Source organism: Aneurinibacillus sp. UBA3580 (assembly GCF_002375825.1).
GTDB classification, from domain to species: domain Bacteria; phylum Bacillota; class Bacilli; order Aneurinibacillales; family Aneurinibacillaceae; genus Aneurinibacillus; species Aneurinibacillus danicus.
Genome location: NZ_DFMZ01000024.1, coordinates 22,237 through 34,710, shown reverse-complemented (window position 1 = coordinate 34,710; position 12,474 = coordinate 22,237). Strand labels below are relative to the sequence as shown.

Sequence of the window (12,474 nt, the reverse complement as noted above, 5' to 3'; positions counted from 1 at the left end):
CGAGGAGTGGACAGAAGCTGCGGAAGCGCGCGCCGCACTCTTCACTTTATCCAAGCAGGCCGGTGACCCGGCGAAATTCCGCCTGCTGTCATTTCTGTCAAGCGAGGCAGGTTTTTTGCATAGCGTGGATACGCTCGAAAGCGAGCAGAGCGTCCATGTCGCGGCTATTCTTAGCGGCGCGGATACGCATGTACTTCAAGCATTTGCCGATCATCTGAACGCGGATCTCCGCCTGCGGGCCGTGTTGGACGACAGCCTGGCTGCCGCTTCCCGCGAAGCTGATGTGACGTTTCATCTGTAAAAACAAAAAATGTGTCGATTCATGGGGGATGGACAAAGAAAAATGTAATTTTTCATAATATAACGGATGTGAGTAAGAATCAATTGTCATTTATTGAGATTATCTGCTAGTTTCTTTATAAATCTCTCTATTTCTATGGTATAGGCGATTGGAGAATGGTTATGGCTTTTCGGTATAATAAATGTGAGCAGGAAAAAATGTATGGGAGAGATTTGTATGGCTCAACGAGTAGCCACCGAATACAAGAAACTTGTCCTTGAGTTAAACACATGGCAAATGCAGTCGTTTATCGAAATGTTTCAGCGCGGTGAATTTAACACAGAAGTTCGAGTGTATGACAATGGCGAGAAAGAAATCGTGTTGTTTGACAGGGAAGAGGAGATTCCGCTTTCCTTTAAACTGGTTGGCAACCTGTATACATTTGAAGGCGGATATACGATCCGAGACGCCAGGCTGGCCAATCATATGCGGCAGGCCGTACGCCGCTTTAAAGGCACCGCGGTCGTCCACCGTATGTATCCAACCTACACGATGATTTACCACTACAGTGAAGGCAAAGTGATGAAAATCATCGAGCAGAAAGGTGACAGCCAAACACTTGTCTTCGAGTACCGCGACACCGTCGGAGATTTACAACGCTTGTACGAGGCGCAGGGCGTCGAAGCTCAGATTGCCTGGCTTCGGGTCTATATTGATCAGTTGCTTGATTTGCGCAACAGGCACCAGGTGAGTCAATTGCCGACGGAAGAAATAGATAGACAGCTCGCCTCACTCTCTCATCAATTGTTTGTGTTAGAAGCATAATGCAGCCGAAAACTCCCCAAGAAATAGCAAGACTTTGTTGCATAATTTGTAGAAACATGCTATATTCCTTGTTGTGAACAAAATTAGGAACCAGGATTCACTCAAGGAAGTTTCTCCTCGGAATAAAGTGAATGACGTAGGTCCTAGCGAGAATTTTTGAACATAAAATTGCTAGGAGGGGGGAACCGAAAAGTGGAATACTCTACTTTCGGAAGACATGTTGCGATTGATACTTGGGGTGTTGATTTTGAGAAATTGAACAGTGCGGAATTTCTGCAGCATCATATGGTAGAAGCTGCGGAAGCTTGCGGTGCGACAGTTTTGTCTGTACAGGCGAAACAATTTGAGCCGCAGGGTGCAACAGTACTGGTTCTGTTATCGGAAAGCCATATTTCCATTCATTTTATTTTTAACAGTTTTATCACTTGCTCCCGGAATTTTTGGCATTTATGATGAATAAGGGAAAGGCAATACAAATCGGAGGTCTGATGAATGAGTCAATTAATTGATGTGGAGAACAAGCGCAAGGCGCCGGAAGATGTACTGAATTATATTCATAACGAAGACGATTTGATCGTTCCGCTGGCCAACGGCGAGCCGGTCGTGCTGCTGGACACCATCGAGAAACATGCGGAGCGCTGGACCGGTGTGCGTATTCATCAGATGCACGCATTAAAAGAACGCGACTACATTCATGGTAAATTTGGCAATCATCTTCGCCATGTCGCATACTTTTTAAGCGGGGCATCACGCAAAGCGTTTCTTGCAGGTGAATGCGATCTTGTTCCCAATCATTTTCATGAGGTGCCGCGCCTGCTTCGGGAGACAACCAAAGCATCTCTGATTCTGGCCGCAGCGTCACCGATGGATGAACACGGCTATTTCTCACTTGGCACGCAGGCTGATTATGTTGCATCTTTTATTGGCAAAGTGCCGTTTTTCCTTGAAGTGAATCCGAATATGCCACGCACGTTTGGAGCCAACCAAGTACACATCAGCCAGATACAGGGGTATATTGAAGTAGACTATCCGCTGCATGAAGTCAGAGAGTCGCAGATTACGGACATTGACCGCCGCATCGCATCGCATGTTGTGGAGCGTATTCAGAACGGAGCGACACTGCAGGTAGGGATTGGCGCCATTCCGAATGCGATCATTGGCTTTTTGCAGAACCATAAAAATTTAGGTATTCATACGGAGCTATTAACAGACGGTATAGTTGATCTGGCAGAGAAAGGTATTGTCAACGGTATCGAGAAGAAAACTCACGTGGGCAAAATTGTCGGCACGTTCGCGCTCGGATCGAAGAAGTTGTATGATTTTATTGATGAGAATGCAGGCGTAGAAATGCTGCCGGTCGATTATGTCAATGATCCGCGGATTATTGCGCGGGAAGACAACATCATTTCCATCAATGCCACGACTGAGGTAGACTTTATGGGACAGTGCGCATCGGAGACGATTGCCGGACGTTATTACAGCTCGAGCGGCGGTCAGGCTGATTTCGCGCGGGGGGCGCGTTTTGCCAAGAATGGTAAAGGCTTCATCTGTCTTCATTCCACAACGCGTGACGAATCAATCTCACGCATTCGCCCACAGCTAACGATTGGCTCTGCGGTCACCACATCGAAGAACGATGTCGACCATATCGTGACGGAATACGGTGTTGCATCGCTGCGCGGCAAGAGTATCGCCCAGCGTACGAAAGAGCTGCTGGCGATTGCTCATCCCAAGTTCCGAGAAGAACTCAAATTTGAGGCGAAAAAATTCGGTTTGTTATACTAATCCTATACGTGCCGTTCCGAATGTATCGGAACGGCTTTTTCAGTTCAAGCAAGAGAGGATATAGAAGGATAGAAGACAGTGGAAAGCGAAACAATATAAAGAAGAGCCCGGCGCAGGTTCCGGGCTTGTTTGTGCTATTTATGTAAGATGGAATCGCGTACGAACTGGGCGGAATAAAAGCCGTTTTGTACAGGATGCAGTACCAGGCGTGTTTCTTTGCCTTTGGGCATCAGGCGGAGCACAGTAGTGATGTCATCTTCGCCGATGATAGCTTCCTGTGCATGATTGAGGCGGTGAAGCAGGTCGTCATAATAAGGGGAGTGCGTTGAAGGTAAACATTCGCAATGATACGTATACATACCACATTGACAGATGTACTTGTTTTCCATGGCAGATAGCCCCTTTCGCAAAAATGATTGTGCGTCCCACCCGGCTGTTATGTTTATTATAGCACAAGGTAAGGAAAGGAAAGGTATACCAGAATAATAATTTTGAATTTTTTGTAGCTCTTTTAGGAGGTTTGTATCTTTAATAACCGGGTTTAAGGAGGTGAAGATTATGCCAAAAGCATTCTTTCTCGATCGTGACGGAGTTATAAATGAAAATCCGCATCCGATTAACCATGTAGGTCAGTTTGCTTTTATTCCCGGGGCGCTGGATGCAATACGTATGCTCCGTGAGCACGACTACCAGGTATTTGTCGTAACGAATCAGGGAGGGGTCGGACTCGGATTTATGAAACAGGAAGCGTTGGACGAAATCCACAGGCATATGAATGAGAGAATTGCTGAGGCGGGTGGCATGCTGACCGAAATTGTCGCCTGCACGCACAAACCGAAGGAAGGCTGTGCCTGCCGTAAACCGGAACCTGGCATGATTCTTGAGCTGGTCCGCCGACACAATATTGATACGAGCAGAAGCTACATGGTCGGAGATTTCTATACGGATATTCAGGCAGGGCACCGGGCCGGGTTAAAAACGGTGTATATTGGTAAGGAAGAGCTAAAGGGTAAGACCCCGCAACCGGACTACATCTTCGATTCGCTCTTTGATGCGGTAACGTCTCTTGTTGGTATGAGCGAACGTTCTCATTGAGCGGGACATAAAATATACAAGGGAGAATAGAAAGATAGAAGGTAAAAGGGCAGAAAAAAACGATCGTCTTTTTCTGTGTGATTTCTAACATTTTCCCTTTATTCTCATCTTTAATTTCTAAATGGGGGGAATCGGAAATGAGCGATATCAAAAACTTGTATGACCGTTATAACAGTTTGCCGACGAACGAGCTTGAAGATATTTTGTACGATATTGAAATGTCAGCCGCACTCACGCTCGGTATGAATACGTATACCGAGCAGCAGCACAAACAGGTGCTGCGGCAAATTTTGAAAGAGAGGGGCGTAGATGTCAACCGGTTGTTTGAAGTATAATCCATGCAAACAAAGGAAGATGTCCGTAATACTGGGCTTGAGGAGCTGCCGGAAGACGTGGGACAGGCCGTCATATATGTGCGTGATGCATTCTCGCTCCCTTGATTTTGTGATAAGATAGAGAAGGTGAGCAACAAATTTATCCTGAAAAGGAGCACGAGAGATGTATCATCGTACACAGACCAGACCTGTTAAGGTAGGGAATTTGACAATCGGCGGCAGCGATCAGGTCATTGTGCAGAGCATGACGACCACTAAGACCGCAGACGTGAAAGCGACGGTGGAGCAGATTCACCACCTTGAAGAAGCGGGCTGCCAGATTGTGCGTGTAACCGTAAATAACATGGAAGCGGCGGAAGCCATTAAGGAAATTAAGCGAAATGTCTCCATCCCGCTCGTTTCCGATATTCATTTTGACTATAAGCTTGCGCTTAAGGCGATCGAGAACGGGATTGATAAAGTACGAATTAATCCGGGCAACATCGGCAAACGCGAAAAAGTAGAAGAAGTAGTCCGTGCGTGCAAAGCGAACGGTGTCCCGATTCGTATCGGAGTAAACGCCGGGTCGCTGGAGAAGCATTTGTTGGAGAAGTACGGCTACCCGACGGCAGACGCGATGGTGGAGAGTGCCCTGCACCATATTTCGATTCTCGAAGAGCTTGATTTCCATGACATTATTGTATCACTTAAGGCATCTAATGTACCGCTTGCGATCGAGGCGTACCAGAAGGCGGCGGCCGCATTCAACTATCCGCTGCATTTAGGGATCACCGAGGCCGGTACGCTGTTCGCAGGTACGGTAAAAAGTGCGGCAGGACTCGGCACGCTGCTGGCGCAGGGCATCGGCTCAACGATGCGCGTCTCACTGAGCGCCGATCCTGTAGAAGAAATTAAGGTGGGCCGTGAACTGCTGAAGACATTCGGCCTGCTGTCTGACGCAGCGACGCTGATTTCCTGCCCGACCTGCGGCCGAATTGAGATTGATCTGATTTCTATCGCGAATGAAATTGAAGACTATATCTCGAAAGTGAAAGCGCCGATTAAAGTAGCCGTGCTCGGCTGCGCGGTGAACGGACCGGGCGAGGCACGCGAAGCGGATATCGGGATCGCCGGCGCGCGCGGCGAAGGACTCCTCTTCAAGCATGGGGAAATCGCGCGTAAGATTCCGGAGGAGAAGCTGGTCGACGAACTGAAGAAAGAAATCGACGAGCTGGCAGAAATTTACGCTCGAACCGGATCGCTGCCCAGACCGGCGCACATGAAGTAATATTATATATTATAATAGAAGAAAGACGGTTGGAACCGTTTGAAGCTGTTGATAAAAGGGGTGGGAACTTGATGTTCTCACCCCTTTTATATAGATAACATACCAGGAAAAGTTCGCTCTTTTTTCACCCATTTTATGGGTGATTTTTTATTTCAAATGTATTTTTTTAAAGTTTCATGTAGAATTCTGTCGATCGAAATTACACTTAGTTTATGAAAAGTTAACGTAAATGATACATTCTAAATGAAAGCGGTGACAATATGAGGAAGTTCGGACTTGTATGGCAAATTTTCCTCGGTCTGATTCTTGGTATCGCCGTAGGAGCCATTTTTTATGGTAATCCGAAGGTGGCAGAGATTCTTGATCCGATTGGAGCAATTTTCATTCACTTGATTAAAATGATCGTCGTACCGATTATCATTTCTACTTTGATTGTCGGTGTTGCTGGTGTCGGCACCGGAAAAAACCTCAGCCGACTTGGCGGGAAAACGATTCTTTACTTCGAGGTCATCACAACCATTGCGATTGTTATCGGTTTGTTGGTGGCGAATATCTTCCAGCCGGGTGCCGGCATTAACATGAACAACCTGGCGCAGTCAGACATTAGTAAATATGTGAATACGACAGAAGAAACGAAGTCGCACGGCTTTGCCGAAACGCTGGTGAATATCGTTCCGACGAACATTGTGGACGCGATGGCCAACGGAGATAACCTGGCGATTATCTTCTTCGCTGTTATGTTCGGTCTGGCATTGGCCAAGCTGGGTGAGCGCGGTAAACCGGTTATTCACTTCTTTGAATTAATTGCAGAAACAATGTTTAACCTGACCAATATGGTTATGAAATTTGCCCCGTTCGGTGTATTTGCGCTCATTGGGGTGACGGTTTCCAAGTTCGGTGTTGCGTCACTTATTCCGCTTGGTAAGCTGATGATTGTTGTATACCTGACGATGATTTTCTTCATGGTAGTAGTTCTTGGTGCTGTTTCGAAGTGGGCAGGCGTGAACATCTTCCGCCTGATGGCTATGTTGAAAGAAGAGTTGCTGCTTGCTTATTCTACTGCAAGTAGTGAAGCGGTACTTCCGCGTATTATGGAAAAACTTGAGAAAATGGGATGTCCGAAAGGAATCGTGTCCTTCGTTATTCCGACAGGCTACTCATTCAATCTGGACGGTAGTACGCTGTATCAAGCGCTGGCCGGTATTTTCATCGCACAGATGTATGGCATTGACCTGTCTATCGGTCAGCAGATTACGTTCGCGCTTGTGCTGATGCTGACGTCGAAAGGGATTGCCGGTGTACCGGGACTTTCCTTCGTTGTACTGCTGGCAACGCTTGGCTCTGTCGGTATTCCGCTCGAAGGGCTTGCATTTATTGCGGGTATCGACCGCCTGCTTGATATGATGCGTACGGTGGTTAACGTAGTGGGTAATAGTGTTGCGGCGATTGTCATGTCCAAATGGGAAGGTCAATTCGATAAAGAAGAGGCCAACACGTATCTGAAAAACTTTGGTCGTGCAGCCGAAAACAACTAATTAAAATGCAAATCCCCTGCCTTGCAAGGCGGGGGATTTTTTGCGTTAGATGACGAAGACGTTGCTGTCTTCACCGAAGAAACGATGAAATTTTGCTTGCATACCAGACGGATCTCTCCATAGTATTAAGTAGTAGAAGAAGAGGTGTTTTACATCGACGGAACGTATGTAATGCGCCAGTTTCACGTAACAGAAGCGCATATTGGCATTGTAAATATTGCGCTAAAAGAGTTGAATTTAGCGCAGCAAGATGTGAAAATCATGAATAGAAAGAGAAACAACTATATCATCAAAAATCCGACGGGCAATACGACGGTACAGCCCGGGGATAAGGTGTTGGTATATGGGGATATCAAGAACATCCGAAAGTTTTTCATTCTCAGTGGGGGAATCCAAACTAGAGATACAATGAAAAACAAGATAAGGGGTTTGATTGTTTATGAAAAGAGGGTTGTATGAGCGCTATGTGCCGGATACGCTGCTGTATGCAGGCGATGAAGGCCAACTGCACCGCGGACATGACAGCATCCTGCGGCGGGACATTCTTCTCTACATTTTCCCTCTCGCGACCGCACAGCCGGAGAAGTTGATGCACGGCTCCTCTGTGCTGCAGGTTCTTGACCGGGGCGAGACGGAGAAGGAAGGGTTCGTTGTGCTCGAATACGTGCCCGGCTTACTGTTAGACCAGGCATCCAGAACGAATCGGCTCTCGCTGAAAGAGGCGCTCGGGATGGCCCGTCAGTTTGTACAAATTCTGCAGGAAGCGAGCCGGATGAAAGGCCGCGGCCTGCTGCTCACGAAACACAACCTCTGGCTGACGGAAGCCGGTGAGGTAAAAGTGGTGAATAGCTGGGACGTTCGCGAGGAACGAGTCGGCCGCGAGATTAGCGACATATTCCGCTTGATGCATCACCTGATGTTTGGTGAAGTCGATATCGAGCTTCCGATTACGCAGATGATTGAAGAGATGGCACTTGCTTATCCGGGCGATCCGTTTATCATTCGCAAGTCGCTGCGGGCAATCTGGCGCAGAGAAGAGAAGAAAGGCGTCGAACAGTATGATCGCATGCTGGCGCAGACGCTTGAAGACATAACATCGTTGTACCACTATATCAAAAAAAATCAGGGAGGCATTCGTCCGTCCGCAATAGAGACAGCGCCGGAAGCATCGGACGGAGAAGAGGCGGCATATATTCCCCGAAGCACCCGTACCCGCGGAAAATCCGTGAGGAATGTGAAGCAGAAGTCAGGCGCGCGCTTTAATCTTCCTGCCAAACGGGTGGCAGTCATCGCCCTTGTCGCCATTGTGTGCATAACGGCGTTCTCTTTTATGCAAAACGACAAGCCCAGCTCTGCCAAATCGGTGGATGCGGTATCTCCGCAGACGCAGAATGAATCGGTACAAGAGGAAAACAACCGGGGTGTCGAGGTGCCTGACGTAGAGGGACTGACGCTTGCGGAAGCCGGACAGCAGTTGAATCAGGCGGGACTCCGCTATAAATATTACCTTGAGTCGTCTTTGCACAAAAAAGGTACGGTACTTAAGCAAAATCCGGCGGCAGGAGAGAAAATGTCCCGGGTAGAAGTCGTTGAATTATGGGTAAGTGAATAAAAGATGGACTGATTTCATTTTCAATAGCACCGTAGTGTGCTATTTTCGTTTATAGGAAAAAAAATAAGCAGAAAGAAGGGATGGTATGCACCAGGCGTTAAAAGGAATGAAAGTGTTGGATTTAACCCGTCTGCTCCCGGGACCGCTGTGCACGATGTATTTGGCTGACTATGGAGCTGATGTAATTAAAATTGAAGATCCTGCACTGGGGGATTATGCGCGCGATATGGAGCCGATGCTGGCCGGAGCCGGGGCGCTGTATCAATTGGTCAACCGTGGGAAGAAAAGCGTAACGCTTAACCTGCAGCATAATGAAGGCAAAGAGGTGATGCGCCGTCTTGCACGCGAAGCGGACATTCTAGTCGAGGGATTCCGACCCGGCGTCATGCATAGACTTGGCCTGGATTATGATACATTGCGCGAAGAGAATACGCGACTCATCTACTGCTCAATTACCGGTTACGGACAGAACGGGCCGTACGCGGAGAAAGCGGGACATGACTTGAATTATATTGGATTTACCGGCCTGCTTCATGAAGCCATTCAAGCGGGACCTTCTCCTGCGGCTTGCCTTCCTCCGGTGCAAATCGCTGATATTGGAGCGGGAACGATGCATGCGGTGAGCGGGATTCTGCTGGCTGCCATTCAGCGGGAACGTACGGGGGAAGGAGCATACATAGATATTTCCATGACGGATGGTGTACTGCCATTCATGATTCCGGCGCTCAGCTACCACCTGGCGGCTAAAGAAAACGGCCGGGCGGCATTCAACCCGCTGACCGGCGCCCTGGCGTGCTATAACGTATATGAGACACGGGACGGAAAGTGGATGGCGCTCGGTGCGCTGGAAGCGAAGTTCTGGAAGCGGTTCTGCGAGGTGGCCGGACTCGATAACCATATGCCTGATTATTGGCAGTTGGACAAGCAGCCGCGGATGAAGGAAGAAGTCGCTGCGTATTTTAAAGAGCACACTTCTGCTGAAATCATGCGCATGTTTAAAGAGGAGGATGTCTGTTTGACTCCGGTCCTGTCGCTTGAAGAAGCACTGCAGGATGAGCACCTGCAGGCGCGCCGCATGTTTGCGCACTGGGACGCATATCCGACCGTTACCCAGGTGAAAAATCCGCTGCTTGATGAATCGCAGCTCGAATCGCAGTCATTTCCGCCGACCCGTGGAGCCAATACGGAAGAAGTGCTGCGAGAAGCAGGGTATGATGACAATGCTATTCAGAATTTAAGAGAAAGACAGATTATTTAAGCAGACTGTTCGATCCTGCGGTCAGGCTGGCTTCAAAGCGATCCAAGAGCTCCAGAAACCGATTGGCTTCCCGGAACGTATGATCCGCCAGCAGAGGGTGAATGTTACTGCGCAGGCGGCACTCCTCGATAAGCTCCCGGGCCGTCTGTTTGAAATCACGAAGCGATTGTACGGCAGGACGGTTTTCTTCGATGAAACGTGTTAGCATCGGCTTCGTCTGTGATTCCGGCCGCATTGATTCCAAGTCCACCGCCTGGAACAGCAATTGGTCGAACTGGTAGCTGAAATCGTTCGCATCGGCAATCAGATTGCGTTCGGAAGGGTCCAATAGATGCGCGATGAATTTGGCATGGTCGGCCATCAACCGGAGGAAAAAGACGTTTTCATTAATGATGGCGTCCGGCAGAGGTTCGAGAATGCCTTTGTTAAGTTGTTCGAGCCGATTCATGAAATAGGCCGCTTCGCGGCTGACGTGGTCGACGAGCAGGGGGTAATTGTTCGTGATGATTTGGCAGGAGAGAATAAGCCCAAGCACTTTGCGTTTAAACGCCCAAATATGTGTAGTTGCCTGGTAGACCTCCATGTTAAAGCGTGCAATTTGTTCCCGGTCGCTGTCGGACGTAAACGCTGCGGCGCGTTCTTCAATATTTTCGAATACATTATAGAAATGGTCGGCTTCCTGAACAAGCTTCGGTTGATCCACCGTAAAGCCAAGGCGCAGGAAAAGAGCATGCTCTTTCATAATCCGGCTCCAGAAGCGAATCTCTTCCAGCGAACGCTCGACAAACAGGTTCGACATTTGGCTTCCTCCTTTACTCTTTTTCTTGGAATTGCGTACACTATATTGTTATGAGTAAGAGAGTGAAATTAGAAAACGGAATTTGTCATATAGCCACAGAAGAGAGTTGCAGAGTGTTATTTTTCATGCAGAAAAGGTAAGATAAAGAGTGAGGGAGGGAAAACGTATGCAGGAAATACAAACCGTTGAACAGTTCCAGGAAGCGATTGAATCGGAACGGCTGACGGTCGCCAAATTCTACACCGACTGGTGCCCCGACTGTCACCGCATCGATCCGTTCATGCCTGAAGTAGAAGAAGCGTATCAGGACAGGCTGACATTTGTCAGTGTGGACCGGGATAAATTCCCGGAGCTGTCCCAGGAACTCGATATCTTCGGCATTCCGAGTTTCGTCGCATTCCGCGGCGGACAGGAGCTCGTTCGTTTCGTCAGCCGGGCTGGCAAGACGCGCGAAGAAATTGAGGCGTTTTTGGACCGTGCCGTGCAGGTGGCGGAATCGCTGCAGAAATAAGCAGCAGGCAGCCCGGAGACGGGCTGCCTGATTTTTTATACGGGAACCGAAACGTCCAGAGGATACACCGTAAGTGTATCCGCATGATTTTCGAGCCAGGAAGCGATAATGAGCATCTCATCTACTTCTTCTACCGTAGGAGCGTCCATGGTCCCTTTTGCTTGTTCGTACAACGCGCGCGCTTTGACAAGCATATCGGCAGTATTCGCTTCTGTTAGGCAGTCTGTTTTTAGCGTCGCAATCAGACGGCCATGGACAATGACGAGGCCGATGCAGCCGACTTCCGGATCGGCGGAGATGACGAGTGCGTGATGGCGCGCCACGGAGCGTTTAATCCGACCGTTATAGCGGGCTAGATCGATGAGCCACTGCCACTCCTGTGCTTCTTCGAAACGGAGTTCAGCCGCGCTCACGTCACGCAGTCGTTCAAGTTCAGTTTGCATAGCGGGACTGGATTCGAGCACGTCAATGGCTTTCTGTACATGAGAAGCGTACTGCACATCCAGGGCGCTGTCCACACAGGGTGCCATGCATTGCTTTAAGTCGGCGTATAGGCAGGAGTGATGGGGAAGCGGTCCTGCACAGCGCCGCAGTTTCAGCCAGTTATTCAGTGCGTCGACTGCCGGATACAGCCAGTGCGCTTTGCGGTATGGGCCGAAATAAAGGGCGCCCGAAATGACGGCGTCCCGCGAGATTTCCAGATATGGATAGGGTAGATCGGTGCGCAGCACGATAAACGGATACGCTTTGTAATTGCGCAGCGCTCGATTGTACAGCGGAAGATGACGGCGGATGAGCCGGGCTTCCACCAGCAACGCTTCGAGCTCGGATGCGGTAAAGCGCAGTTCTACGGTACGGGCTGCATGCACCATGCGTTTAATCTTCGATGTGTGCTGTCTGTTGTTATAGAAATAGGTTGAGATGCGTTTTTTTAAATTTTTGGCTTTGCCTATGTAAATGATGTTGTCGTCTTTGTCGCGGTACAGATAGACTCCGCACTTTTCAGGCAGTGTTAGATGAAAACCGGGAGTAATGGTATATTTCATAACAACCCCTCTTTGCGGTGGTGCATTCGGTTGTTATTTTACCATATTATATGTTATGTTACCTGCTTGTTTTTGTGAAAATCATGAGAAAAGAAGGAAGGGGAAGAGGAAATAAGATCCGGGGAA

General features: G+C 48.7%; 14 protein-coding genes and 1 pseudogene. 12 read left to right on the top strand and 3 right to left on the bottom strand.

Going from position 1 to position 12,474, the window contains the following annotated elements; all coding sequences use genetic code 11:
- The 4 genes and pseudogenes from B2899_RS03910 to B2899_RS03895 all read left to right on the top strand — a co-directional run.
- A partial coding sequence (locus B2899_RS03910) for a hypothetical protein (protein ID WP_286884178.1) occupies nucleotides 1-301 on the top strand: 301 nt, incomplete at its 5' end.
- 216 nt (nucleotides 302-517) lie between these two features.
- Nucleotides 518-1,105 (top strand): non-ribosomal peptide synthetase module, encoded by a 588-nt coding sequence (locus tag B2899_RS03905; RefSeq protein ID WP_286884176.1) that lies wholly within the window; start codon nucleotides 518-520, stop codon nucleotides 1,103-1,105.
- Nucleotides 1,106-1,297: 192 nt separating this feature from the next.
- A pseudogene (speD, locus tag B2899_RS03900) lies at nucleotides 1,298-1,507 on the top strand (adenosylmethionine decarboxylase); the annotation flags it as partial.
- Between the two features lie 90 nt (nucleotides 1,508-1,597).
- Nucleotides 1,598-2,890: an acetyl-CoA hydrolase/transferase family protein gene (locus B2899_RS03895; protein ID WP_286884174.1), complete on the top strand. Its 1,293-nt coding sequence runs from the start codon at nucleotides 1,598-1,600 to the stop codon at nucleotides 2,888-2,890.
- A 134-nt stretch (nucleotides 2,891-3,024) separates the two neighbouring features.
- Here the strand turns inward: B2899_RS03895 and B2899_RS03890 are convergent, their stop codons facing one another.
- The gene (locus B2899_RS03890; RefSeq protein WP_146811292.1) at nucleotides 3,025-3,279 is read right to left on the bottom strand and encodes a hypothetical protein; all 255 of its coding nucleotides are present in this window, start codon (nucleotides 3,277-3,279) and stop codon (nucleotides 3,025-3,027) included.
- A 169-nt stretch (nucleotides 3,280-3,448) separates the two neighbouring features.
- Here B2899_RS03890 and B2899_RS03885 point away from each other — a divergent pair, with 169 nt between their 5' ends.
- The 7 genes from B2899_RS03885 to B2899_RS03855 all read left to right on the top strand — a co-directional run bounded on the left by B2899_RS03885 (nucleotide 3,449) and on the right by B2899_RS03855 (nucleotide 9,992).
- Nucleotides 3,449-3,985, top strand: a complete 537-nt coding sequence (locus B2899_RS03885; RefSeq protein WP_146811291.1) for a D-glycero-alpha-D-manno-heptose-1,7-bisphosphate 7-phosphatase — start codon at nucleotides 3,449-3,451, stop codon at nucleotides 3,983-3,985.
- Nucleotides 3,986-4,122: 137 nt separating this feature from the next.
- A complete protein-coding gene (locus B2899_RS03880) occupies nucleotides 4,123-4,320 on the top strand; it encodes a hypothetical protein (RefSeq protein ID WP_286884171.1) in 198 nt (65 codons plus the stop codon).
- Between the two features lie 163 nt (nucleotides 4,321-4,483).
- Entirely contained in the window at nucleotides 4,484-5,587 is a 1,104-nt protein-coding gene (ispG, locus tag B2899_RS03875; protein WP_286884169.1) for a flavodoxin-dependent (E)-4-hydroxy-3-methylbut-2-enyl-diphosphate synthase, read from the top strand.
- A gap of 260 nt (nucleotides 5,588-5,847) precedes the next feature.
- Nucleotides 5,848-7,122: a cation:dicarboxylate symporter family transporter gene (locus B2899_RS03870; RefSeq protein WP_146811288.1), complete on the top strand. Its 1,275-nt coding sequence runs from the start codon at nucleotides 5,848-5,850 to the stop codon at nucleotides 7,120-7,122.
- A gap of 144 nt (nucleotides 7,123-7,266) precedes the next feature.
- Nucleotides 7,267-7,581: a TrkA C-terminal domain-containing protein gene (locus B2899_RS03865; RefSeq protein WP_286884167.1), complete on the top strand. Its 315-nt coding sequence runs from the start codon at nucleotides 7,267-7,269 to the stop codon at nucleotides 7,579-7,581.
- On the top strand, nucleotides 7,562-8,734 hold the full coding sequence (locus B2899_RS03860; RefSeq protein WP_146811286.1) for a PASTA domain-containing protein: 1,173 nt from the start codon (nucleotides 7,562-7,564) through the stop codon (nucleotides 8,732-8,734). The genes B2899_RS03865 and B2899_RS03860 overlap by 20 nt, the downstream gene beginning before the upstream one ends.
- Nucleotides 8,735-8,819: 85 nt before the next feature.
- A complete protein-coding gene (locus B2899_RS03855; protein ID WP_146811285.1) occupies nucleotides 8,820-9,992 on the top strand; it encodes a CaiB/BaiF CoA transferase family protein in 1,173 nt (390 codons plus the stop codon).
- On the opposite strand, the gene B2899_RS03850 is transcribed toward B2899_RS03855, so the two are convergent.
- A complete protein-coding gene (locus B2899_RS03850) occupies nucleotides 9,985-10,791 on the bottom strand; it encodes a DUF2935 domain-containing protein (RefSeq protein ID WP_286884165.1) in 807 nt (268 codons plus the stop codon). The two genes, B2899_RS03855 and B2899_RS03850, sit on opposite strands and share 8 nt — an antisense overlap.
- Nucleotides 10,792-10,957: 166 nt before the next feature.
- Between B2899_RS03850 and B2899_RS03845 the strand changes: the two genes are divergently transcribed.
- Nucleotides 10,958-11,302 carry a thioredoxin family protein gene (locus tag B2899_RS03845; protein ID WP_146811283.1) on the top strand — a complete coding sequence of 115 codons (345 nt, stop codon included), beginning with the start codon at nucleotides 10,958-10,960 and terminating at the stop codon, nucleotides 11,300-11,302.
- Nucleotides 11,303-11,337: 35 nt separating this feature from the next.
- On the opposite strand, the gene B2899_RS03840 is transcribed toward B2899_RS03845, so the two are convergent.
- Nucleotides 11,338-12,348, bottom strand: coding sequence for a GIY-YIG nuclease family protein (locus tag B2899_RS03840; protein ID WP_286884163.1), 1,011 nt, complete (start codon nucleotides 12,346-12,348; stop codon nucleotides 11,338-11,340).
- Nucleotides 12,349-12,474 lie beyond the last annotated feature (126 nt).

Coding starts and splice junctions, on each gene's coding strand:
- B2899_RS03880 (WP_286884171.1), top strand. CDS start 4,123: ATGAGCGATATCAAAAACTTGTATGACCGTTATAACAGTTTGCCGACG.
- B2899_RS03870 (WP_146811288.1), top strand. CDS start 5,848: ATGAGGAAGTTCGGACTTGTATGGCAAATTTTCCTCGGTCTGATTCTT.
- B2899_RS03855 (WP_146811285.1), top strand. CDS start 8,820: ATGCACCAGGCGTTAAAAGGAATGAAAGTGTTGGATTTAACCCGTCTG.
- B2899_RS03840 (WP_286884163.1), bottom strand. CDS start 12,348: ATGAAATATACCATTACTCCCGGTTTTCATCTAACACTGCCTGAAAAG.
- ispG (WP_286884169.1), top strand. CDS start 4,484: ATGTATCATCGTACACAGACCAGACCTGTTAAGGTAGGGAATTTGACA.
- B2899_RS03905 (WP_286884176.1), top strand. CDS start 518: ATGGCTCAACGAGTAGCCACCGAATACAAGAAACTTGTCCTTGAGTTA.
- B2899_RS03850 (WP_286884165.1), bottom strand. CDS start 10,791: ATGTCGAACCTGTTTGTCGAGCGTTCGCTGGAAGAGATTCGCTTCTGG.
- B2899_RS03845 (WP_146811283.1), top strand. CDS start 10,958: ATGCAGGAAATACAAACCGTTGAACAGTTCCAGGAAGCGATTGAATCG.
- B2899_RS03885 (WP_146811291.1), top strand. CDS start 3,449: ATGCCAAAAGCATTCTTTCTCGATCGTGACGGAGTTATAAATGAAAAT.
- B2899_RS03890 (WP_146811292.1), bottom strand. CDS start 3,279: ATGGAAAACAAGTACATCTGTCAATGTGGTATGTATACGTATCATTGC.
- B2899_RS03895 (WP_286884174.1), top strand. CDS start 1,598: ATGAGTCAATTAATTGATGTGGAGAACAAGCGCAAGGCGCCGGAAGAT.
- B2899_RS03860 (WP_146811286.1), top strand. CDS start 7,562: ATGAAAAGAGGGTTGTATGAGCGCTATGTGCCGGATACGCTGCTGTAT.